The 21,858-nt window shown below is 64.0% G+C and carries 25 protein-coding genes; 11 read left to right on the forward strand and 14 right to left on the reverse strand.

Annotation, left to right across the window (positions count from 1 at the left end):
• Nucleotides 1–128: 128 nt before the first annotated feature.
• Both ACFUOZ_RS10740 and ACFUOZ_RS10745 read left to right on the forward strand, forming a co-directional pair.
• Nucleotides 129–746, forward strand: a complete 618-nt coding sequence (locus tag ACFUOZ_RS10740; RefSeq protein ID WP_144663131.1) for a DUF47 domain-containing protein — start codon at nucleotides 129–131, stop codon at nucleotides 744–746.
• A gap of 1 nt (nucleotide 747) precedes the next feature.
• The gene (locus ACFUOZ_RS10745; RefSeq protein WP_377547744.1) at nucleotides 748–1,764 is read left to right on the forward strand and encodes an anion permease; all 1,017 of its coding nucleotides are present in this window, start codon (nucleotides 748–750) and stop codon (nucleotides 1,762–1,764) included.
• A 159-nt stretch (nucleotides 1,765–1,923) separates the two neighbouring features.
• On the opposite strand, the gene pstB is transcribed toward ACFUOZ_RS10745, so the two are convergent.
• The 4 genes from pstB to pstS all read right to left on the reverse strand — a co-directional run bounded on the left by pstB (nucleotide 1,924) and on the right by pstS (nucleotide 6,054).
• Nucleotides 1,924–2,703 carry a phosphate ABC transporter ATP-binding protein PstB gene (gene pstB / locus ACFUOZ_RS10750; protein ID WP_039239203.1) on the reverse strand — a complete coding sequence of 260 codons (780 nt, stop codon included), beginning with the start codon at nucleotides 2,701–2,703 and terminating at the stop codon, nucleotides 1,924–1,926.
• A 61-nt stretch (nucleotides 2,704–2,764) separates the two neighbouring features.
• Nucleotides 2,765–3,868 carry a phosphate ABC transporter permease PstA gene (pstA, locus tag ACFUOZ_RS10755; protein WP_377547747.1) on the reverse strand — a complete coding sequence of 368 codons (1,104 nt, stop codon included), beginning with the start codon at nucleotides 3,866–3,868 and terminating at the stop codon, nucleotides 2,765–2,767.
• The gene (gene pstC / locus ACFUOZ_RS10760) at nucleotides 3,869–4,801 is read right to left on the reverse strand and encodes a phosphate ABC transporter permease subunit PstC (RefSeq protein WP_377547749.1); all 933 of its coding nucleotides are present in this window, start codon (nucleotides 4,799–4,801) and stop codon (nucleotides 3,869–3,871) included.
• A gap of 131 nt (nucleotides 4,802–4,932) precedes the next feature.
• Nucleotides 4,933–6,054: a phosphate ABC transporter substrate-binding protein PstS gene (pstS, locus tag ACFUOZ_RS10765; protein ID WP_377547752.1), complete on the reverse strand. Its 1,122-nt coding sequence runs from the start codon at nucleotides 6,052–6,054 to the stop codon at nucleotides 4,933–4,935.
• A gap of 249 nt (nucleotides 6,055–6,303) precedes the next feature.
• On the opposite strand from pstS, the gene ACFUOZ_RS10770 reads away from it, so the two are divergent.
• From ACFUOZ_RS10770 to disA, 5 genes are all read left to right on the forward strand, one after another.
• A complete protein-coding gene (locus ACFUOZ_RS10770) occupies nucleotides 6,304–7,431 on the forward strand; it encodes an aromatic acid exporter family protein (protein WP_377547754.1) in 1,128 nt (375 codons plus the stop codon).
• A 109-nt stretch (nucleotides 7,432–7,540) separates the two neighbouring features.
• Nucleotides 7,541–8,254 (forward strand): phosphatase PAP2 family protein, encoded by a 714-nt coding sequence (locus tag ACFUOZ_RS10775; protein ID WP_377547757.1) that lies wholly within the window; start codon nucleotides 7,541–7,543, stop codon nucleotides 8,252–8,254.
• A 10-nt stretch (nucleotides 8,255–8,264) separates the two neighbouring features.
• A complete protein-coding gene (gene radA / locus ACFUOZ_RS10780; RefSeq protein ID WP_262276865.1) occupies nucleotides 8,265–9,638 on the forward strand; it encodes a DNA repair protein RadA in 1,374 nt (457 codons plus the stop codon).
• A 54-nt stretch (nucleotides 9,639–9,692) separates the two neighbouring features.
• Nucleotides 9,693–10,316: a Pr6Pr family membrane protein gene (locus tag ACFUOZ_RS10785; protein WP_377547761.1), complete on the forward strand. Its 624-nt coding sequence runs from the start codon at nucleotides 9,693–9,695 to the stop codon at nucleotides 10,314–10,316.
• A gap of 181 nt (nucleotides 10,317–10,497) precedes the next feature.
• Nucleotides 10,498–11,574 (forward strand): DNA integrity scanning diadenylate cyclase DisA, encoded by a 1,077-nt coding sequence (gene disA / locus ACFUOZ_RS10790; protein WP_377547763.1) that lies wholly within the window; start codon nucleotides 10,498–10,500, stop codon nucleotides 11,572–11,574.
• A gap of 60 nt (nucleotides 11,575–11,634) precedes the next feature.
• Here the strand turns inward: disA and ACFUOZ_RS10795 are convergent, their stop codons facing one another.
• Complete coding sequence (locus ACFUOZ_RS10795) at nucleotides 11,635–12,336, reverse strand: hypothetical protein (protein WP_377547765.1); 702 nt, start codon at nucleotides 12,334–12,336, stop codon at nucleotides 11,635–11,637.
• A gap of 125 nt (nucleotides 12,337–12,461) precedes the next feature.
• On the opposite strand from ACFUOZ_RS10795, the gene ACFUOZ_RS10800 reads away from it, so the two are divergent.
• From ACFUOZ_RS10800 to dctA, 3 genes are all read left to right on the forward strand, one after another.
• Entirely contained in the window at nucleotides 12,462–13,412 is a 951-nt protein-coding gene (locus tag ACFUOZ_RS10800; protein WP_377547768.1) for an A/G-specific adenine glycosylase, read from the forward strand.
• Nucleotides 13,413–13,443: 31 nt separating this feature from the next.
• Complete coding sequence (locus ACFUOZ_RS10805; protein ID WP_377547771.1) at nucleotides 13,444–13,926, forward strand: hypothetical protein; 483 nt, start codon at nucleotides 13,444–13,446, stop codon at nucleotides 13,924–13,926.
• Nucleotides 13,927–14,065: 139 nt separating this feature from the next.
• Nucleotides 14,066–15,451 (forward strand): C4-dicarboxylate transporter DctA, encoded by a 1,386-nt coding sequence (dctA, locus tag ACFUOZ_RS10810; protein WP_377547774.1) that lies wholly within the window; start codon nucleotides 14,066–14,068, stop codon nucleotides 15,449–15,451.
• On the opposite strand, the gene ACFUOZ_RS10815 is transcribed toward dctA, so the two are convergent.
• Entirely contained in the window at nucleotides 15,411–16,217 is an 807-nt protein-coding gene (locus ACFUOZ_RS10815) for a helix-turn-helix domain-containing protein (RefSeq protein WP_377547777.1), read from the reverse strand. The two genes, dctA and ACFUOZ_RS10815, sit on opposite strands and share 41 nt — an antisense overlap.
• A 65-nt stretch (nucleotides 16,218–16,282) precedes the next feature.
• On the opposite strand from ACFUOZ_RS10815, the gene ACFUOZ_RS10820 reads away from it, so the two are divergent.
• Nucleotides 16,283–16,795 carry a VOC family protein gene (locus ACFUOZ_RS10820; RefSeq protein ID WP_377547779.1) on the forward strand — a complete coding sequence of 171 codons (513 nt, stop codon included), beginning with the start codon at nucleotides 16,283–16,285 and terminating at the stop codon, nucleotides 16,793–16,795.
• Nucleotides 16,796–16,825: 30 nt separating this feature from the next.
• On the opposite strand, the gene ACFUOZ_RS10825 is transcribed toward ACFUOZ_RS10820, so the two are convergent.
• The 8 genes from ACFUOZ_RS10825 to ACFUOZ_RS10860 form a co-directional block, all read right to left on the reverse strand.
• Nucleotides 16,826–17,185 carry a VOC family protein gene (locus tag ACFUOZ_RS10825; RefSeq protein ID WP_377547782.1) on the reverse strand — a complete coding sequence of 120 codons (360 nt, stop codon included), beginning with the start codon at nucleotides 17,183–17,185 and terminating at the stop codon, nucleotides 16,826–16,828.
• Nucleotides 17,186–17,188: 3 nt separating this feature from the next.
• Nucleotides 17,189–17,449: a DUF4235 domain-containing protein gene (locus ACFUOZ_RS10830; RefSeq protein WP_377547784.1), complete on the reverse strand. Its 261-nt coding sequence runs from the start codon at nucleotides 17,447–17,449 to the stop codon at nucleotides 17,189–17,191.
• Nucleotides 17,450–17,552: 103 nt separating this feature from the next.
• Nucleotides 17,553–17,729, reverse strand: a complete 177-nt coding sequence (locus tag ACFUOZ_RS10835; protein ID WP_144663172.1) for a CsbD family protein — start codon at nucleotides 17,727–17,729, stop codon at nucleotides 17,553–17,555.
• Between the two features lie 89 nt (nucleotides 17,730–17,818).
• Complete coding sequence (gene dhaM, locus ACFUOZ_RS10840; RefSeq protein WP_377547787.1) at nucleotides 17,819–18,508, reverse strand: dihydroxyacetone kinase phosphoryl donor subunit DhaM; 690 nt, start codon at nucleotides 18,506–18,508, stop codon at nucleotides 17,819–17,821.
• Nucleotides 18,505–19,161: a dihydroxyacetone kinase subunit DhaL gene (gene dhaL, locus ACFUOZ_RS10845; protein ID WP_377547789.1), complete on the reverse strand. Its 657-nt coding sequence runs from the start codon at nucleotides 19,159–19,161 to the stop codon at nucleotides 18,505–18,507. The genes dhaM and dhaL overlap by 4 nt, the downstream gene beginning before the upstream one ends.
• Nucleotides 19,162–19,163: 2 nt before the next feature.
• The gene (dhaK, locus tag ACFUOZ_RS10850; RefSeq protein ID WP_377547791.1) at nucleotides 19,164–20,165 is read right to left on the reverse strand and encodes a dihydroxyacetone kinase subunit DhaK; all 1,002 of its coding nucleotides are present in this window, start codon (nucleotides 20,163–20,165) and stop codon (nucleotides 19,164–19,166) included.
• Nucleotides 20,166–20,327: 162 nt separating this feature from the next.
• The gene (locus ACFUOZ_RS10855; RefSeq protein ID WP_377547794.1) at nucleotides 20,328–21,200 is read right to left on the reverse strand and encodes a nucleotidyl transferase AbiEii/AbiGii toxin family protein; all 873 of its coding nucleotides are present in this window, start codon (nucleotides 21,198–21,200) and stop codon (nucleotides 20,328–20,330) included.
• Complete coding sequence (locus ACFUOZ_RS10860) at nucleotides 21,197–21,799, reverse strand: type IV toxin-antitoxin system AbiEi family antitoxin domain-containing protein (RefSeq protein ID WP_377547796.1); 603 nt, start codon at nucleotides 21,797–21,799, stop codon at nucleotides 21,197–21,199. Before ACFUOZ_RS10860 ends, ACFUOZ_RS10855 begins: the two co-directional genes overlap by 4 nt.
• Nucleotides 21,800–21,858 lie beyond the last annotated feature (59 nt).

The following is a 21,858-nucleotide window of genomic DNA, read 5'->3' on the forward strand; positions in this document are numbered from 1 at the left end:
GGATGCGCTGCGGCTTGCGATGGGGACAAGTTCCCGCGGCGCTCCGCAGGACCGGTAAAGTTGGGAGCGAAACGGATCGCGTCAAGTCAAGCCGGCCCGTGCCCACCCGTCCCCAGCCCGGAAGCGACATGAAGCTGCGCCTTTTCCCCCAGGAACCCGCCGGGCTCGTACTGCTCGCGCAGATGGCCGGCGTCATCGTGGCCGCCACCGGGACGCTCTCCGAAATTCTTGGCGCCCCCGCCAGCGAGCACGAACGACTCGCAGAAGAGCTCCACGAGCATGAGTCCAAGTCGCTGGACCTGCACTTCGCCCTCCTGACGCATATGCGCACCAGTTTCGTGAACCCCCTCCCCCGCGAGGACATGTACACCCTCTCCCGGCACCTCAACGAGGCCATGGAGAAGCTGGATGCTGCCGGCGACCTCGTGGCCATCTACAAGCTGGACCGGCTTCCCAAACGTGCCGCCGACCAGCTGGAGATCATCAGCCGGCAGGCCGAGCTGACCGTGGACGCCATGCGGAAACTCGAAGACCTCGACGAACTTGAGGACTACTGGATCGAAATCCTCCGCCTGGCCAAGCGCGCAGAACGGACACACCGCATCTGGGTAGCGGAGATGCTCAAGGACATGAAGTCGACGCAGTACGCACGGCACCGGGACATCGCCAACCAGCTGGTGGAAGTCACCAAGGACATGCGGAAGGTCGCCACCCAGGTAGGCAGCATCATCGTCAAGGAATCATGACGTGACCATCGCCGTCCTGGTCCTGGTAGTCGCTTTGGCCTCCGGGTTCGCGTTCCTTAACGGCTTCCGCGATGTCTCCAACGCCGTCGCCCTTTCAACGCGGACCCGCGCCCTTACGCCGTCGGTAGCCGTACTCCTGGCTGCTGTCTTCAACTTTGTGGGCGCCATGCTCAGCGGCACGTTCGTCCTGGCCTTCACGCAGTCGTGGATCACCCTGCCCCAGGGCACAGGTGGCCTCACCATGCTCGCCTCTGCCCTTGCGGCCTCCATATTGTGGGGAGTTTATGCGTGGTGGCGGGGTATTCCGCTGTCCTCCACGAACTCGCTGGTAGGTGGGCTCATCGGAGCCGGCGGCGCGAGCATCCTGGTAGGCGGAAACTCCGTCGGCGGTGTGGACGGCATCGTACTGACGCAGGTCGTGCTGCCGCTGGTCCTCTCCCCGTTGCTTGCTTTCGTGGCGGCCTATTTGCTGGTGTGGCCTGTGACGTGGGCGGCCCGCTATACGCAGCCGAATGTGGTGAACAGGCGCTTCCGGCGGGCGCAGGCCGTGTCCAGCGCGGCCGTGGCGTTCGGTCATGGCCTGCAGGACGGCCAGCGCACAGCAGCGGTCATTTTCCTTGCCGTTGTGGCAGCCGGGTTGTCAGGCGGTGACGACGTGCCCCTGTGGGTCCTGCTGCTAACGGCCGTTATGCTGACGGCGGGTACCCTGTTGGGTGGCTGGAGGATCTCGCACACGCTGGGCCACAAACTGATCCGGGTGGATCCACTGCGTGGATTCGTGGCCCAGACCCTGACGTCCGTCATGCTGTTTGTCGGCGCCATCGGTTTCCAGCTGCCGCTCTCCACCACACACACCCTCACGGCGTCGGTACTGGGCGGGGGCATCAACCAGCGGTTCCATACCGTCAACAGGCGGCTTGTTCGACGGATCCTGATGTTCTGGGTAGCCACTCCCCTGGTCACTGCGGCCGCGGCATTCATCCTGGAACTCGCCTTCTCCCCCCTCACCCACCTCTAGACCCAACTGAGTAACAGCAAACGGCCCACTGAGCACTCAATGGACCGTTTGCTGTTACTTAGTTGGGCAACAAAAAACGACGGCGGCCGTACCCCCAAGGCGACGGCCGCCGTCGTTATGTGCCGACTCCCCCCATAGAAGCCGGAACCCGCGGAACCCTTATCCGAAGCGACCGGAGACGTAGTCTTCCGTGGCCTTCTGGGACGGGTTGTTGAAGATGGACGTGGTGTCGGCGAACTCGATGAGCTTGCCCGGCTTGCCGGTGCCTGCAATGTTGAAGAACGCGGTCTTGTCGGACACGCGGGCAGCCTGCTGCATGTTGTGGGTAACAATCACCACGGTGTACTGGTCCTTGAGCTCGTTGATGAGGTCTTCAACGGCCAGCGTGGAGATGGGGTCCAGGGCGGAGCAGGGCTCGTCCATGAGGATCACCTGGGGTTCGACGGCGATGGCGCGGGCGATGCAGAGTCGCTGCTGCTGGCCACCGGAGAGACCGGAGCCCGGCTTGTCCAGGCGGTCCTTGACCTCGTTCCACAGGTTGGCGCCGACGAGGGACTTCTCCACCAGGGCATCGGCTGCGCCCTTGGAGATCTTCTTGTTGTTCAGCTTCACGCCGGCCAGCACGTTGTCGCGGATGGACATGGTCGGGAACGGGTTGGGGCGCTGGAAGACCATGCCCACCTGGGTGCGGACGGTCACGGGGTCCACGCCGGGTCCGTACAGGTTGTCGCCGTCGAGCAGTACTTCGCCTTCGACGCGGGCGCCCGGGAGGACCTCGTGCATGCGGTTCAGCGTGCGGAGGAAGGTGGACTTGCCGCAGCCGGACGGGCCAATGAATGCCGTTACGGACTTGGCCTGGATGTTGATGTTGACGTCCTCGACGGCCAGGAAATTGCCGTAGTAGACATTCAGGTCTTTGACGTCGATGCGCTTGGACATGGTGTTCCTTTGTTCCTTGGGGGTTCTGGAAGTTTTTGAGCCTGCCGGAGGCGGCGGCCGGCTAACGGCCCGTCTTGGGAGCGAAGATGCGGGCGATGAGGCGTGCTCCGAGGTTCAGGAGCATCACCAGGATGATCAGCACCAGCGCCGCGCCCCAGGCACGCTGGTCGGACGGACCAGGGTTGGACGGCGACGTCGGGTTGAGGATCTGCGTGTAGATGAACGTGGGCAGCGAAGCCATCCAGCCGCCGAACACGTTGTTGTTGATGGTGGTGGCGAAACCGGCGGTTACGAGGATCGGCGCAGTTTCGCCGATAACGCGCGCGATCGCCAGGGTGACGCCGGAAGCGATACCGGAGATCGCCGTCGGAATAACCACCTTGGTGATGGTTCGCCACTTGCGTACGCCCAGCGCATAGGAGGCCTCGCGGAGCTCGTTCGGGACGATCTTCAGCATTTCCTCGCTGGAGCGGACCACCACCGGGATCATCAGGACGGAAAGCGCGACGGCGGCTACCGCACCGGTCTTGGTGCCGGGGCCCACAACGGCGAAGAAGAACGCTGCCGCGAAGAGGCCGGCCACGATCGACGGGATGCCGGTCATGACATCCACGAAGAAGGTGATTGCGCGGGCCAGCGGACGGTCGTTGCCGTATTCCACCAGGTAGATCGAGGTGAGCAGGCCAACGGGCACCGAGATGACGGTTGCAAGGAGCGTGATCTGGATGGTGCCGATCAGCGCGTGATAGATGCCGCCGAGGACCTTCCCGCCCTCCTCGGCTGCCTTGTTGTCGAACGCGCCGGTGACACCGTTCATGGAGGTGCCAAGGAACCCAGGGGTAATGAGCCCGGGGATGCCGTTGATCAGCACCGTGACGATCACCGAGATCAAAGGCAACAAAGCGATCAGGAACGCACCTACAACGAGGCAGGTAGCCAGCTTGTCCTTGGCCTTGCGGGAACCCTCTACAACGCCGCTCCAGGAAACCAGACCGATGGCGAAGAGGATGGCCGAAACGATGCCCCAGCCGAAGGCGTTGAAGCCGATCAATGCCAGGATGGCCGCGCCGACAACGAGCGCGACAGCCAGGACGACGTAGGGCGCGAACTTGGGCAGTTGGCCCTTGGTGAGCGCGGAGCGCTTGCGGACTGCTGTGGCGGTCATTTAGTTGGCTCCCGAGAATTCTTTGTGCTTGGAGATGATCCAGCGGGCGATCATGTTCACGCCAAGGGTGATGACGAACAGCACCAAGCCGGCAGCGATCAACGTGTTGACCTTCAGGCCGCTGGCCTCGGGGAAGTTCAGCGCAATCTCGGCGGCGATGGTCTGGTTGCCGGACTGGATCAGGCTGGCCGTAAGGACGCCGGAGGACAGCACCAGGGCCACGGCCATGGTTTCTCCGAGCGCGCGGCCCAGGCCAAGCATGACGGCGCTGATGATGCCCGGGCGGCCAAAGGGCAGCACAGCCATCTTGATCATTTCCCAGCGGGTGGCTCCCAGCGCCAGCGCGGCTTCTTCGTGCAGCTTGGGGGTCTGCAGGAAGATTTCGCGGGACAGGGAGGTGATGATGGGCAGGACCATGACCGACAGGACGATGCCTGCCGTGAGGATGGTCTTCCCGGTAGCGGAGGCCGGGCCTTGGAAGATCGGGATCCATCCGAGGTTGTTGGCCAGCCAGTCGTAGGCGGGGGAAATTTCCTTGGCCAGGAAGGCAGCACCCCACGCACCGTAGACAACGGAGGGGATGGCGGCCAGGAGGTCCACCACGTAACCGAGTCCGGCAGCGAGCCGGCGCGGTGCGTAATGCGAGATGAACAGTGCCACGCCGATGGCCACGGGCGTGGCGATGACCAGTGCGATCACAGCGGCGATCAGGGTGCCCACCACGATCGGAGCAATGTAGGCAAAGAAGCCGTGTCCGCCCTGGATGTCGGCGGGCGGGGCGGTGAGGGCCGGGATGGCCTGCACCACGAGGAACAACGCGACTCCGAAGAGGACCGCGAGAATAAGGCACCCTGCGGCCATGGCGGCCCCGGAGAAAACCTTGTCCCCGGCGCGTCCTGCGCCTCGGGAGGTTGTCAGGGAGTTGGTGGTCACTTCACGATCCTTCAGTCTGGAGTGAACTGGTCTTACACGGCTAAGTTCCCTGCCCCGCCCCGGTGGCGTTGCGGCCACCGGCGAACGGGACAGGGAACTTCAGTGTTCAGCCGTGCTCTTGGCGAAAGCCCTTAGGACTTGGCCTTGATGGTTTCGATTGCAGCCTTGGCCTTGTCCTGCAGCGTCTTGGAGAGCGGCGCGGACTTTGCTGCGTCAGCGGCGGTCTTCTGGCCCTCGTCCGAAACGACATAGGTCTCGAAGGCCTTGACCAGGTCGGCAACAGCCTTGGTTTCGTACGTGGTGCAGACAACGTGGTACGAGACGAGCACTACCGGGTAGGCACCCGATACGGTGGTCTTGCGGTCCAGCTTGATGGCGACGTCGTTGCTGGCGCGGCCGTCAACCGGCTTGCCTGCTTCAACAGCCTTGGCGGCAGCGTCTGCGGAGATCTTCACGAACTCTTCGCCGACCTTGATGGAGGCGGTGCCCAGCTTGCCGGAAACTGCGGAGTCGTCAGCGTAGGTCACGGCACCGGGGGTGTCGGTGACGGTCTTCACGACGCCGGAGGTGCCCTTTGCGTTCTCGCCCTTCAGGGAGGCGGGCCAAACGCCTGCAGCCTTGTCCGTCCAGACCTCGGGTGCAGCGGATGCGAGGTAGTCGGTGAAGTTGGAGGTGGTGCCGGAGTCGTCAGAGCGGTTGACCGGGGTGACCTTGAGATCCGGCAGGGTGACGCCGGAGTTCAGGGCTGCGATGGCGGGGTCGTTCCAGTTGGTGATCTGGCCGCGGAAGATCTTGGCAACCGTAGCCGCGTCGAGCTTCAGTTCCTTGACATCGGGGATGTTGAAGGCGACGGCGATCGGGGAGATGTAGACCGGGATGTTGATGGCACCCTCAGGGCCGCACTTGGCCTTGGAGGCGGCAAGCTCGTCGTCCTTCAGGTAGGCGTCGGAACCGGCAAACTGTGCCGAACCGTCGATGATGGCCTTGCGGCCTGCGCCGGAGCCGTCCGGGGAGTACTGGACCGTGGCGCCCTGGTTTGCGGAGGCGAAACCGGCCTTCCAGGCGTCCATGGCTGCGCCGGTGGAGGAGGCACCGATGCCGGTCAGGGTGCCCGTCACCTTGGTGCCGGCTGCTGCGGACTGGGATCCGCCAGTGGTGCCGGTTGCGTTGTCAGAACCGCAAGCGGTGAGCGCGAGTGCGCCTGCTGCGATGACCGCGAGTGCCGCGTTGCGGCCGAAGCGAGTTGCCTTCACTTGGATGTACCCCTTCCAGGGATTTCTCAGATGCGTTCCGAACGGAGATTTCGGCGTGCGCGAGCTGTGGACCGTTTTGTTCCTTTACTGAAGGTAAGGAGCGCAGGTAACGGGATCTGCGGTGGCAGGTGAACGGAAGGTGAACGACGGCGGACCATTGGGTTATGTGTCGCGTGCCACCTTGAGTGGTTCCGCTGTTACGCTCGTCGTTCCCCGGCGGAACGTGGCCGGGGAAATAGACTGAAAGGCATGGCTGCCGCTAAGGGACTCACTGCAAGCAAGAGGTTTCTGCGGGCCAGGGTACGGACCGGCCTGGTCCGAAGCCGGAACTCCTTGACCCCGGCCATCCAAATGACGGTGTGCGCAGTGGGTGCCTACGCTTTCGCCGAATACGTCCTGGGCCACCAAGGACCCCTGTTCGCGGCCACGTCCTCACTGATTGCCCTGGGCTTCTCGCGCGATCCACGCCTGCGCCGGGTCATTGAGGTAGGGCTGGGCTGCACCCTCGGCATCGTGGTTGGCGACCTCCTGCTCCACTGGCTGGGCGCTGGAATCTGGCAGGCCGCCGTCGTTCTTCTTTTCTCCATCCTGCTGGCCAGGTTCCTGGACAGCGGGACCATTTTCACAACGCAGTTGGGACTGCAGTCGTTGCTGGTGGTGTTGCTTCCGGCGCCGGCCGGCGGGCCTTTCACGCGGAGCCTGGACGCGGTGATCGGCGGCGTGTTCGCGCTGCTGGTGACTATCCTGGTACCGAAGGATCCGCGCAGGGAGCCCCGCAAGGACGTCCAGAAAATCCTGCACGAACTCGCCGAGGTACTGCGGGAGTGTGCCACGGCGATGATCGAAAGCGACTCGACAGCTGCCTGGCACGCGTTGATCCGCGGCCGCAACTGCCAGCCTTTGGTTGACCGGATGCGGCAGACGCTGCGGGCCTCCGGGGAGGTTGCCACCCTGGCTCCCGCCCATCGCAGGCACCGCGAGGAGCTCGCCAGCCTGGAGCACTCCCTGGAATACATTGACCTCGCACTCCGTAACAGCCGTGTGTTCGCTCGCCGCCTCACGAGCGCCATCAACCACGCCGCACTCTCAGACGAGGCAATCGACAGCATTTCGGAGGTGCTGCAGGAAACCGCAGCGGCCATTGATGAGCTGACCATTGGCCTTTCCGAGCAAAGCGAAGGCACGCGCAGGGTCCACTTGAGGCGCGCCCGGAACGAACTTTCCGACATCGCGGCCCGGCTGCACCCCAAGATGCTCGACGTTCAAAGGCTCGAGGGTGAAACCGTGGTGATGCTCTTCAGGCCGCTCATGGTCGACCTGTTGGAGGCCAGCGGCATGGAGCCGGAGGAGGCCCGGGCGGTGCTTCCGGCCCTGTAACCCGCGCCGAGGTGGCATTTAATGACAGTCCCACGGCCTCGGATTGTCATTAAATGCCATCTCGAGACGCTCTCAGCCAAGCCTCAGCACCGTTTGGCAGAATGACCCGATGATCCAAGCCCTTTCGTTGCAACCCCGGCCTGCCCCCGCCCTCCGGATGCCGCAGCGGGTCCTGTTTCTCTGGGCGGGAGCGCTGTTTGTCGCCGGGGACGTGGTGTTCTGGCTGATGTTCGCGGCCGTTGTGTCCACCAGCGGCCTGGCGACCCTGGACGGCGCAGTGCACTCGTTCGTCGTGGACTCCCGCAGCGATCTTGCCACCGGATTCCTGGCCGGTGTCTCGGCAGTTACGTCGCCGATCGTGATGTCGGTGGCCGGCGGCCTGGTGGCTGTGGCGTGGGCCGTGTGGAAGAGGGAGCTGTGGCGTCCGGCCATTCTCATGGGGGCCATGGTGCTCTCCGTCGTCCTGGCTACTGTCATCAAGCTGGAGGTTTCCAGGTCCCGGCCGCCGTCGTCGGACTTCCTTCTTGGCCCAGACGACGCCCTGTCTTTCCCCTCCGGCCATACGCTGGGCGCCGCTGTCTTCAGCCTTGTCCTCACGTATTTGCTGGTGTCACGCTCAGGATCACGCACGACGGCGGTCCTCACCTACGCCGGCGCCGCCTTGGTCACGCTGCTGGTCGCCTACAGCCGGCTCTACCTGGGCTACCACTGGCTCACGGACGTCGTGGCATCGATGGGGGTGGCGCTGGGCGTGTTTGGCCTGGCAGTGTTCGTTGACGCGGTGCGGTACGGCCGGGCTAATCCTGTCAGTCCCCCCGACTAATCTGGAACGCATGGCTTCAAAGACTTCCCGCGCATCCAAGACACCCGCCTACAAGTGTTCCGAATGTGGCTGGACGGCCATCAAGTGGGTGGGTCGTTGCGGCGAATGCCAGGCATGGGGAACCGTTGAGGAGTACGGCGCCACGGTAGCCCGTACGACGGCGGCCGCTACAGTTCTGGAGCCGGCCCGCCGGATCGCCGAGGTGGATGGGACCACGGCGGCGTTCCTGCCCACGGGAGTAGACGAGCTTGACCGCGTCCTCGGAGGAGGCCTCGTCCCGGGTGCCGTCATCCTGCTCGCGGGGGAACCCGGCGTCGGAAAGTCCACGCTGCTGCTGGACGTCGCCGCGAAGTTCGCCCGCACCGGGCAGGATGTCCTGTACATCACGGGCGAGGAATCCGCCGCGCAGGTGAAGCTGCGCGCAGAACGGATCGACGCCGTCGCCCATACCCTTTACCTTTCCGCGGAGACCGACCTGGGCCAGGCCCTTGGGCAGGTGGAGAAGCTTGAGCCGAAACTCCTGATTGTGGACTCCGTGCAGACGCTGAGCAGCGCGGACGTCGAGGGCAGTGCCGGCGGTGTGTCACAGGTGCGCGAAGTAGCTGCCTCCATCATTGCTGCAGCCAAGAGGCGAAACATGACCACACTGTTGGTAGGCCACGTCACCAAGGAAGGCACCATCGCGGGCCCGCGCTTGCTGGAGCACCTGGTGGATGTCGTGTGCCAGTTCGAGGGTGAGCGCCACTCGCGGCTCCGCCTGCTGAGGGCGGTCAAGAACCGTTACGGCGCCACGGATGATGTGGGGTGTTTCGACCTCAACGAGGCAGGCATCGAAGGACTCGCTGATCCCAGCGGGCTGTTCGTTTCCCGCACCCGGGAGCCGGTTTCGGGAACGTGTATCACGGTAACCATGGAAGGCCGCCGGCCCCTGCTGGCCGAGGTCCAATCACTTCTCGCCGAGAGCCCCAACTCCCAGCCCCGGCGTGCCACCAGCGGCCTGGAAAGCTCCCGCGTGGCCATGCTGCTCGCCGTCCTGCAGCAACGCGCCGGCTGCATGCTGCACAAGGATGACTCGTACGTGGCGACCGTGGGCGGGGTGAAGCTTACGGAACCGGCTACGGACCTCGCCGTGGCATTGGCTGTTGCCTCTGCCAAGTCCCGCAAAGCACTCCCCCAGCGTTTGATTGCCTTTGGTGAAGTAGGCCTGGCCGGTGAGGTGCGCCCGGTTCCCGGGATCAACCAACGCATCCAGGAAGCCCATCGCCTCGGATTCACCCACGCGATCGTTCCAGCCAGTCCAGCCGGAGCGGGAGTCATCCCCGACGGCTTCTCCGTCCGCGAAGTGGGACATTTGGCTGAGGCACTGGAACTGCTCATCACTTAACCCTTTCGGGGTGTCGGGCCGCCTCCGTGGACCGGCTTGGGCAAGGATTGGCCCATGACCAGACGGAATGTGCTTATCGGGGGACGCTTTTTCTTTGGGCTTTTGACGTTGGTGGCTGTGGCGACCCAGCTGGTGGTCCACATCGGGCTGGGCTACGACGTCGGGAACTTCTTCAGCTACTTCACCAACCTGTCCAACATTTTCGCCGCCGTCGTCCTGCTCATCGGCGGCTACAGGGTGCTGGTCCGCAAACGCCCCAGCGAAGCGGACGACGTTACCCGGGGCACGGCTACCATCGCCATGGCCGTGGTGGGGCTGGTCTTTGGCGCCTTGCTTGCCGGCGAGGATCTCGGGTCCATGGTGCCGTGGGTCAACTTCGTGGTGCACTACCTGATGCCCGTGGTGATGGTGGCGGACTGGTTGTTCCAACCCCCGCGGGCCAAGCTTGAACTCCGTCACATCTGGTACTGGCTGATCTACCCCATCGCCTATCTGACGTACAGCCTCATCCGTGGCTCCATCGTCAACTGGTATCCGTACTGGTTCATCAACCCGGATCGTGCAGGCGGCTGGGGTGGAGTGGTGATGTTCGCACTGGCCATCTCTGTCGGGTTCCTCGTGGTCAGCCTGGCGATGCTCTGGCTGGGGAACAGGCTCAAGCGGCAGGTGGACTACTAGCCACTTTGAGGCACCTCCGAACATAACGAAATGACCCACTTTGGGGCTTGCTGGTGCGGTTAACGATGCAATGAAGCCCTATCATTGAGCTTGTCGTCACAAGGCCATTTTTGGATGTGCCCGCTGACGCCGGATTCAGCATGTTTGCGAGCCATGGCTTGCACCTTCGAAGGGAAACCCTATGGCCCGGAGCCCGGAAGAATCGCTCAAGGCGACTCTTGCCAGAGTCGCACCCGGAACTCCATTGCGCGACGGCCTTGAGCGCATCCTCCGCGGGCGCACCGGCGCATTGATTGTGTTGGGACACGACCGCACCATTGATTCCATCTGCTCGGGCGGCTTCGACATCGGCATCGACTTCTCCCCGACACGTCTCCGTGAATTGGCCAAAATGGATGGGGCCATCATTTGCGACAAGGACGCCAGCAACATCATCAAAGCAGCCGTCCAACTCGTCCCGGATGCCAGCATTGAAACCCAGGAATCGGGTACCCGGCACCGCACGGCTGAACGCGTCGCCATCCAGACAGGTGTGCCGGTAATCTCGGTCAGCCAGTCAATGCAGATCATCGCCCTGTACGTGAACGGCCTGCGCCACGTCCTGGAGGGCTCCGAGAAGGTCCTGGCCCGCGCCAACCAGGCCTTGGCAACCCTGGAGCGGTACAGCGCCAGGCTGGACCAGGTCACCAGCTCCCTTTCTGCACTGGAGATCGAGGCTTTGGTGACGGTGCGGGACGTAGCCGTCACGCTGCAACGCCAGGAAATGGTCCGCCGGATCTCCGAAGAAATTGCCCAATACGTTCTTGAACTCGGCGAAGACGGCCGCCTGCTGTCCCTCCAGGTGGAGGAACTCACCGTGGGGCGTGGCCCGGGCAGCGAAGTGATCATCCGCGATTACTCCGACCCCAACGCAACCCCTGAAGACATCGAAGAAGCCGTCCAGGCACTGCTGAACCTCGGGCCCACGGAACTGATCGACCTCAGCCGCATTGCCCACATCATCGGCTTCGCCGGCGGAGTCGAGCAGTGGGACGCCGTAGTCCAGCCGCGCGGTTACCGCCTGTTGTCCGGCCTGAAGTCCGTGCCGAAGGCTGTCGCCGACCGCTTGGTGGACTACTTCGGTGGGCTGCAGAACCTGATGGCCGCCACCATCGACGACCTCATGACCGTGGACGGCATCGGCGATCAGCGCGCCCGCACTGTCCGCGAAGGTTTGAGCCGCATGGCCGAGGCCAGCCTGCTGGACCGGTTCCTCTAAAGCCGGCTGCCGCCGTCGGGCGTTTTCCAGCCGCCTCGGGCGCGGCTGCCGCCTGAACCGTCAGTTCAGCTGGAAGACAGCCTTGGGGCTGGCTTTGTTTCCCAACCGCGCCTCAAACGTGTAGTAGGCGCCGCCCGCGCCGGGTTTTGCGTTGATCACGCCGCAGCCTTCCAGCGACCTGTTGCGCTCCCAAGGGAAGTTGGCGGTTTCGCTCTTGCCCGGCTGGATGGTCTTGACCAGGTCTACTCCCCCGGTCTGGCAGTCCTTGGATGAGAAGATGCGGTCCGAGCCGCTCATCACCACATATTCCATCTGGGATGTGCCCACATTGACCTCGCATGGCGCTGCATTGCCGTTAGTGATGGTCATGGTCAGCAGCGGCTTTTCATCGGGACCGTAGGCAGGCTTGTCAGTTTTCGCTGCAACGGTCATCAGGTTGAAGTCGCAGACGGGAGTGGGCGAGGCCGACGGCGACGCCGCCACGGACGGCGCGCTCCCCTGCGTGGGCGCCTGGGTGGGCGCCGGGGTATTGACGGCCTGTGGCTCGGCGGTTCCGGCGAACACGCCAGTCAGAGCCAGCACGGCAGCAACCACCAGCACGATCACCAGCAGCAGCCCCCCGAAGACAACCTGACGACGACGGCGATACACGGCGGGGCTGGGCCGCCGCCTGTTGGCCGGGGTGCTGGAGGAGCCCCGGGCAGCGCTCTTTGCCGGCGCGGAGGAGCGCGCGGTCGAGTGCTGCTTACCGTTGGTGGCCATGCATCTAGGCTAGGCTCGTGGCCGTCGGGGCAGCTAACCTACACGCCGCTTGGCAACAATCCCGGCGTGTGTGACGTCGGCCATGAGCAGGCCGCCGGGGTGGTTCCACTACAGTTAATTGCAGTATGACACTCCCCGATTCCAATGAGCTTGCCCGGCTCCACCACGCCTTGGACCGTTGGTTCGCCCGGACGGCGCGGGACCTGCCGTGGCGCCAGCCGGACTGTACCCCGTGGGGCATCCTGGTCAGCGAAATCATGCTCCAGCAGACCCCTGTGGTCCGGGTACTCCCGGTGTGGCTAGACTGGATGGAGCGCTGGCCAACACCGGCCCACCTCGCAGCGGAAGCGTCCGGAGCAGCCGTACGTCACTGGGGACGGCTGGGGTATCCGCGCCGCGCCCTCCGGCTGCACGCGGCCGCCGTCGCCATCTGTGAGGAGCACGACGGCAACGTACCTGACAACTATCCCGCGCTTCTTGGATTGCCGGGGATCGGCGGTTACACAGCGGCCGCCGTCGCCGCTTTTGCCTTTGGTCGCCGCGAAACGGTGGTGGATACCAACATCCGGCGCGTCCATGCACGGCTTGTCTCCGGGAATGCCTTGCCGGCCCCGGCGCTCACTGCCGCGGAGATGCGGCTCGCCGATGTCCTGCTGCCAGAAGACCAAGGCCTTTCGGTCCGGTGGAACGCCTCCGTCATGGAATTGGGAGCCATGGTCTGCACGGCCCGCAGTCCCAAGTGCACCGAGTGTCCCGTTCGCGACAGCTGCGCCTGGCTCGCGGCCGGTGAGCCGCCGCCGTCGTACACCCCCAAGGGCCAGTCCTGGCACGGCACCGACCGCCAGGTCCGCGGAGCCGTGATGGCTGTCCTGCGCGAGGCCGCCCATCCGGTTCCGCGCGAGATGTTCGAGCATGCGCCTGCCGACCTCGGGTTCGAGGCCTCGGGCATCGGGATCCCCTTGGCTGCCCTGCACCGGCTCAACTCCGCGCCCGAGCAGCTCGAACGGGCGCTCGACGGCCTGCTTGCCGACGGACTGGCGGAAATGCACGACGACGGGTTGCGGCTCCCAGCGTAGCGGCGGAACGATTGCCGTCCTACCCTGAAGCATGGGGAGAATCGGAGTCGCCTTGACCCTTGCCGGGACGGCATTGCTATCCGCTTGCGCAGACGTGCCGGTTGCTTGTCCCGCGATCGGGCACATAGCCGCCGTCTCCTTGACCGTAACTGCCGACTACGTGAACCAGGTGGGTTCGCTGCGGTTGAAGGCCTGCCAGGACGCGGCGTGCACCGAGAAGGACCTCATGCTGAACCCGGGAGCCGTGACCTCGGACGAGAAGTGCACACCGGATGGCGTGTGCTCGGCGACGTCGTCTCCGGACGGGACCCTGCAGGGCTTCGTGGAGTTGCCCTCCCTATCGGAGTCTCCGATGGAAGTCACGGTCAGCGGCGTGTCCAAGACCGGCGCGGCGCTGCCCGTGCGCACGGTGAGCTTTACACCCCGCGGCTCGTATCCGTACGGCGAGAAGTGCGGACGGGTCATTTCGGCCGGCGTGGTGCTTGATACGGAAGGCCTGAAGCAACAACAGTAGATTCCGTATGGCGGAAACTTGATTCCGATATTAAACACAGCAAGCCCTTGGAATTAGCCTCCCGGAAACAACCCTTCCATAGCGTCTTAGGTGTTCCGGACCGTGACCCTGCACGGCCATCGCACAGATAGGCGCCACTTTGAAGATCCCAGCACCCGCCTCCGCCGTGAGCCCGGCGGCCAAGAAGCCCTTGTACAAATCCTTGTTCTTCCAGATCCTGGTGGCCGTGGTGTTGGGGATCAGCATTGGCTACCTCTGGCCTGACCTTGGATCCGCGCTTCGTCCCCTTGGCGACGGCTTCATCCAGCTCATCAAGATGATCATCGCCCCGCTGATCTTCCTGGTCATCGTCACAGGAATTTCCGCCGTGGGAGACGTGAAAGCAGTGGGCCGGGTAGGTGTGAAGGCTTTGATCTACTTCACCGCCGCCACGCTCTTCGCCCTGGCATTCGGACTGGTGGTCGCCAACATCGTGCAGCCGGGCGCTGGCCTGAACATCGATCCCGCCACGTTGTCCGCAGACGCGGTGAACGCCAAGACCACCACCGCCCCGCCCAAGGATGCAGGACAATTCCTGCTGGGCATCATCCCTACCAGCGTGGTGGGCGCGTTCGCTTCCAACTCCTTGCTTCAGGTCCTGTGCTTCGCCGTCTTCTTCGGGGCTGCAATCGTGGTGGTAGGCCGCGAAAAATGCAAGCCGGTCATCGATGTCATGGAAACCACCCTCGAGCTCTTCTTCAAGATCATGGCCTGGGTGATGCGGGTTGCGCCCGTGGGTGCCTTCGGCGCCATGGCCTTCATCATCGGCCAGTACGGCCTCAGCTCACTCAGCACCTACGCACTCCTGATCGCAGCGTGCTACGGCTCCGCCCTGGTCTTCATCGGACTGCTGTTCGTCGTCGCCTGGGTCTACCCTCGTGTCCCGCTATGGCAGTTCATCAAGTACTCCCGCGAAGAGTTCCTGCTGGCCCTCGGTACGGCCTCCACCGAATCGGTGCTGCCCCGCATCATGACCAAGCTGACCAACGCCGGCTGCTCCAGGGCGACCACGGGCTTGGTTGTACCCACCGGGTACTCCTTCAACCTCGACGGCGCAGCACTCTACCTCTCCATCTCCCTGCTTTTCCTCGCCCAGGCTTTCGGCCACAATCTGGATCTCGGGCAGCAGCTGGCCGCGCTCGGAGTGCTGATGCTGACGTCCAAAGGCATGGCCGGCGTGCCAGGCTCCGCCTTCCTTGCCCTGTCCGCCACAGCGGGAGCGCTGGGCATCTTCCCGGTCGCCGGGGTCGCGCTGCTCCTCGGAGCGGACCGGCTCATGGACTCCATGCGCGTTGTGGTGAACCTGCTCGGCAACTGTGTGGCCACGTTCGTGGTGGCAAAGTGGGAAGGCCAGTTCGACCGGGAGGCAATGCTCGCTGCCTTCCGCGGTGACAGCACCCCACCGGATCCCGAGGCCGCCCCGGCTGAACCGCAAGCCCCCGTACTCAAAACTCCCCAGCTGACCTCCGATACGTACTCGGCGTAAAGCCCAGGTACTTCCGGAAGTCGTTCGTCAGGTGCGCGTGGTCCGCGTAGCCAAGTTCGACGGCGATCGCCGCGAGGTCCGCTGTTGGATTGGACCTTGCGCGCTCGGCGGCGTCCTGCAGCCTTCGACGCCGGATGAGGGCCGACGGGCTGAGCCCGACGTACTTCTTCGCAATCCGTTGCAGGGTTCTGGGCGATACCGCCAAGCGCCGTGCGGCATCTTCGATCAGGAGTACATCAGGGTCGGAAGCGATCACGTCCGCCATGCGGTTGGCGAGCAGGGCCTCCTCGGACGGGACCACATCCCGGGAAGCCAACCACGCAACGAAGGCAGCCACTGCGCGCTCCCGGTGAGCGCCGCCGTCGTGCGCGGTTCGCCCGGGAGGCGGGTCCATGGCGGCCGATACCGCGGTTTGAAGGTCGTCAAGCGGCAGCGCGACTTCCTTGTCGCGCAGCCCAGTGGGGTCATCCGTGAACAGGGGAACCGTGGCGGGCCGGAGCAGGGCGCCCACGGCCCAGCCTTTGCCGCTGAGGTCGCGGAATCCGGCACGGGTGGTTGGACCGGAAAACCCGACGCCACCACCTTGGACCACCAGGTTGGAGGCAGGGTAGGCGATCACATGCTGCCGGGAAGAGCGGCCAGGCTCGATGTCCCATTCGGGGATCCAGAACCATTCCACGAGCTCCGCGACGGCGTCGGGGGCGGGCAGCCGATGGAAAGTGGGCAGCCTCGCCGGATACAGGATGCCCTTGAAGGAGCTCTCCAACGGACCTCCAAACCTGTCGCGAATCTGCAAGCGCCCCTGCGCGGCCGGAGCGTAGCGTCGTAGCCATGACCGATACTACAAGCACAGAATCAACCACGGCAGCCGATGGACAGTACACCACCCGCGGCGTCCCCAACGGGCTGACCAGCCTCACGCCTTTCCTCGCTGTCCCCAACGCGAGGGAAGCCATAGCGTTCTACCGCGATATCTTCGGAGCCCGCGTGGTGGGCCAGACCGAAATGGGCGCAGTGGTGGTGCACGCCGAGTTGGACTTCGGAAACGGACACCTGCAACTCGGTGAGCCGAACCCGGAGTACCACCTGGTGCCCGCACCGGACGGCGAGGACGACTGCTACTCCATGGGCCTGTACTGCGCGGACGCGGACGGTTTGGTCCGGAAGGCCGAGCAAGCCGGAGCCACTATCCGTGAGCCACTGACCACCTTCGTTTCCGGTGACCGCTACGCCAGCATCCGGGACCCCTTTGGCGTGCGCTGGTCCATCATGACCCGCGTTGAAGACCTTTCCGAGGAGGAAAGCAACCGTCGGGTAGAAGAATGGGCGGCCCGGCAGGGCTGACCGGACCGGGGGTGCGGCCAGCCCGGGGGGCTAGCTGAGGCAGAGGCAGAAGGGGTGGCCGGCCGGGTCGAGGAATACCCGGAATGTTTCGCCCGGCTGGTGGTCGGCTTTGGTCGCACCAAGTGACAGCACAGCCTCCTCACCCTTATCCAGGTCCTCTACCACCATGTCCAGGTGCATCTGCTGCGGGATGGTCTGCCCGGGCCAAACAGGTGCCTGGTAAACCTCCACTTGCTGAAATGAGATGCAGTTGCTGCCATCGCTGGGGCGGATCTCGTACCAGTCGTCCTTGCCCTGGACTTCCCAGCCGAAGACTTCCCCGTAGAACGCGGCCAATGCGGCCGCATCGGGACAATCAAGAACAACGTTCGGGAATTTAGCTATAGCCATGGCTTAGACCTCGTCAGCCGTCTTTTTCATGCGGGCCAGGGCACTCTTGGTGCCCCGCTGGGTCAGTACGTGAACCACTGCGCCAACAGCGGCGGACACAACGGCGAAAACCAGGACACCCGGCAGGGAGTCATCAAGGTCTGTTCCGTCCTTGGGCGCGGGCTTGCCGGTCTTCTTCTCCCAGAGGCCCTCCAGCGTTTTGTTGGCGAGCGCGCCGGCACCCAGGCTCACGGCGAGTCCAAACAGCTTTACCACTATGTTCACGACGATCCTCCATCAATCAGCGCACCGCTGGAGCGGCGCTTCGCACAAGAAGTTCACACAACGCGACAGGGCCGCTGCAAGCGCAGCGGCCCTGTCCACATTCCTAGTCCTTCTTGAAGGCGTCTTTCACCTTTTCGCCGGCGTTCTTGAGGTCAGCCTTGACCTGGTCGCCTTTACCTTCAGCTTCGAGGCCTTTGTCGTCCGTCAGCTTGCCGGCAGCTTCCTTGGCCTTGCCGCCAAGCTTCTCGCCGGTGTTCTCCAACTTGTCGTCAGCACCCATGTCGCACCTCTTTCGTCGTAGGAACCTTGTACCTCTACAACATCACTAATCAGTGTACTTAGCAATATTTGGGTAAAAATCGGTTCATACTAGAGCTCCCCGAACCCTTCCTTGACCAAGCGGCCCACATACTCGACGGCCTTGGCGGCGTCCTTGCCCCGGGCCTCGACATGGAGGCTGGAGCCTTTCCCGGCGGCGAGCGCCATGATGGACATGCCGTCGACGCCGTTCACCGTCACCTCCGCGTCCAAACCTGACAGGCCACCCGCGATCTTTGCTGCCGGCCGCGCGTGCATGCCCATGGGGTTGATGAGTTCGAAGTCTCCGCTGGCGTCAGGTTCATCCTGTCCGTACGGATCCGGCAGGTCAGTACGCTTGGCCGCTGCGGAGTTGCTGGTTGAGCCGGCCGCCTCCGCAGCCTTGCGTACATCCTCGACGCCTGCGCCCCCTTGCGCGGCCACAGCCGCCGCGACGAGCCCCTCCACCAACGGCGCGTCGGCCAGTCGCACGGCGTCCGGATTGCTGGCGAATTCCATCGCGGATTCAGCCGTCATCACCGCAGAGCCAAGATCCGTCAGCACAACAACGCCGTCGCCACCGGAATCCACCAGTGACTGCTCGACGGCGGCAAGCACCTTCTCCAGGCTGGTCCCGATCCGGTCGTCGTCAGTTCCCCCGGCGGCGACGAGGTCGACGTCGGGCGCCATCTGGGCGGCGAGTTCAACGGCTCCTTCAGCGATCTTGCTGCTGTGCGAAACAACCACGATCCCAACCGTCATCCGGCCGCTCCCGTGCTGGCGGATCCGGCCGCTGCTTCGGCAGCTGCCCGCAACAGGAGAGCGGTTGATGCCGCCCCGGGGTCCCGGTGGCCGGCGCTGCGGTCGCCGAGATAGCTGGCCCGGCCCTTGCGTGCCACCAGGGGATCGGTTGCCTTGGCACCTTCCTCCGCGGCTTTGGCGGCGGCTTCCAGCACGGCCGACGGTTCTGCACCCTCGGACGCCGCCTTCGCGGCAGCCTCAACCGCCGGCGTCCACGCATCAATCATCGTTTTATCGCCAGGCTCGGCCTTTCCACGCGCCACAACCCCGTCCCGCGCTGCGGCGAGGGCCGCTGCGAGCGCCTCCGAGTCGACGTCGACCGTGTCGCCCAACGAGGTGGCCGCGCGGAGGTAGGCCGTTCCGTAAAGCGGCCCGGCCGCCCCGCCCACCTTGGACATGAGCGCCATGGCTGCGGCCTTCAGTGCGGCACCAGGAGTTTCCGGCGGGCTTTCATCGAGTTTCTGCAGCACGGCCTGGAAACCGCGGTCCATGTTCTCGCCGTGGTCGGAATCCCCGATGGCCCGGTCCAGCTCAATCAGCTCAACCCGGTGCTCAGCCATCGCTTTGGCGGACAGCTTCAGCCAGTCCTGCGTCCATTTAACGTCCAGCCCCATGCTCAGGCTCCCCATCGCAGTGCCGCAGTGTGGACGGGAGCGTCCCAGAGCCCCGTCATCTCGTCGTCCAGGCGCAGTATCGACACAGAGCAGCCCTGCATCTCCAGGGACGTCACATAGTTCCCCACCAGGGAGCGCTCCACTGTGACCCCACGTTCGGCAAGAACCTGCGCGGCCCGCCGGTACACGATGTACAGCTCGCTTTGCGGGGTCCCGCCCATGCCGTTGACGAACAGCAGCACCTTGTCACCGGAGCTTAGGCCAAGGTCCTCCAGCACGGGTTCGAGCAGCCGGTCGGTGATGGCGTCGGCTCCTTCCATGGCTATCCTGTGGCGGCCCGGCTCTCCGTGGATGCCTATGCCGATTTCGATTTCGTCGTCGGCCAGTTCAAAACTTGGTGTTCCCGCGTGCGGCACCGTGCAGCCGGACAGGGCCACGCCCATGGTCCGCACGTTCGCCACTACCCTTTCGGCGATTGCTGTGACGGCGTCGAGATCGTCTCCGCGCTCCGCCGCAGCACCGGCGATCTTCTCCACCAAAACGGTTCCGCCAACGCCTCGGCGCCCGGCCGTGTACAGCGAGTCCTCCACGGCGACGTCGTCGTTGACCAGGACCGAACGCACGTGGACGCCCTCGGCCTGCGCCATCTCGGCCGCGGTTTCGAAGTTCAGGACGTCGCCGGTGTAGTTCTTCACGATATGGACGACGCCGGCACCTGAGTCGACCGCGACAGTGGCCGGAATGATCTGGTCAGGGGTCGGCGAGGTGAAGACCACACCCGGGACAGCGGCGTCGAGCATGCCGAGTCCGACGAACCCCGCGTGCAGGGGCTCGTGGCCGCTGCCTCCGCCGGAAACGAGGGCTACTTTGCCCTGCACCGGTGCACCTTTCCGGACGACGAACTTCGGCTCGGGGTGGACGTCCACGATGTCGGCATGCGCCATGCCGAACCCTTCAACGGACTCGTCCACCACGGCACGCGGATCATTGATGAGCTTTTTCATTGGATGCTCCTGGCGTGGTGTGGCTGGTGCTCTGACCCTACTACCGGGGCCGTGGCCCCGGTAGGCCTACCGGGCCCGCTATGGCAGTTATCCTGCCGCTTTGGCCCAGTGAACCGGGCCATGGGTGTCGGGGACTAAACTCCCCTGCCGTCGTCGTCGACCCTATGCCCACGATCGCTGGTCAGGACTCCATACATGGTGGTCTTCCGCTGTTCCATCGAAAAGTGGATCCATGAACCGCAGGATGCGTTCCACTTGGTCATCAAGGTCCTTCGCGCATAGGTCTTCCACCCTGTTTTTAGCGCGCCAGGCCGCCCATTTGCTTTGCCCAACCTGCCCGTAGCCGTTGAGGAATTCGCGGAGCGGTCCCAGCTCGACATTCCGGTGGATAGCAACTTTCCTTGCCGCCTCCCTGACCTGCTCTGCCACAAAGGGGTATCTATCGGACAGGGCCACGACATCCAGAAGGTCACGCCATCTGGTGCTCGTTGTCCCTCTTTGCAGCATGGTGACCGTCTTCTCGGCAAGGACCATCACTAGAGGATGGCCTTGCATCTTCACAGAGCCGCCCAACAATGATGGAAGTTCAATTTGCTCGGGAGCGGGCCAGATGGGGTCCCCGGTGCTGATGTCCAGCTTGATTGTGAGCTTTGCCCGATGCAGTGTTGCCGGCAGGGTAGCCCTAAGGCCTGTGTACTCGTCTTCATCACGAATCTGCTCGATGTTCAGGGATCCAGTATGAAACGAGAGACCGTCCCCTGCGACCACATCCGCGACCGTTGCCACTACCTGGGTGACGTGGGTGACGTCCAGCTCAAAGTCGAGCGCCTGGATATCGATATCCCGCGTGGGTCTACGAAGCGAGTGGGCAGACAAGAGGACCCCACCTTTAAGGCAAAAATCTCCAACGTAAGGGGTGCTGCCGAGACGGTGCAGAAAGCGCTCAAGTGCGTACAAGACCAGGATTTCGTCAAAGGGACGAGCCCGATTGCGTGCGAGGGCCTGCAATTGGTTGTAAATCCCGGAGGCGGTCATAGAAGGACCTCCAGTGCCCGGCGGAGCGGCCCGCCGGATCGGGGAATGGCAGACGCCACTTGCATTAGTCGCCCCGGATGAGAGTCTGAACGCTTCAGCCAGTTGCGAAGAGCTTCAATGCCAGTTTCATACCCAGCGGTGGCACGCAGGCGAAACGCATCAACTATTGAACGCTCAGGGGAGTAAATTCCGATCATTGCACCGTCCGCACCGTCGATAGGCGTCTCTGACCGGCCTACCTCGAAGGTCGCCCGGTCGAAGATATGCCAATTTACCGGCGACAAAACCTGGGGCGGAGTTTTTCCTCGAGGGATCGCCAAATCGATGGCCAACGGAATCTCGTCGATCAGCCCATGGCGCGCCAGCGCACTGTTCAAGCACAGAGTAGCCAAGGGCGCCTTATGCGCAGCCTCAACCAAGTCGAGGTCTGCGTCCAGACCTTCCGCCGCAATGTAGAGGCCATGCCCGAGCTGCTCTATGAGCCCCGCGTCGCGTAGCCGGTACAGGCTTGCTTTGGGCACGCCGTAGTGAGCGGCCTCCTTTACGCTAAAGGCGGCCCGGGGCGGAAGCCTGTCCAGGAGCGGGCTCCTTCGATTCATGGATATATTCTACGACAGATAACTGGATCTGTCGTAGAATATATCCACTGCCCCGGTAG

Origin of the sequence: Paenarthrobacter sp. NPDC057355 (genome assembly GCF_042667405.1) — a bacterium.
Lineage (GTDB): Bacteria > Actinomycetota > Actinomycetes > Actinomycetales > Micrococcaceae > Arthrobacter.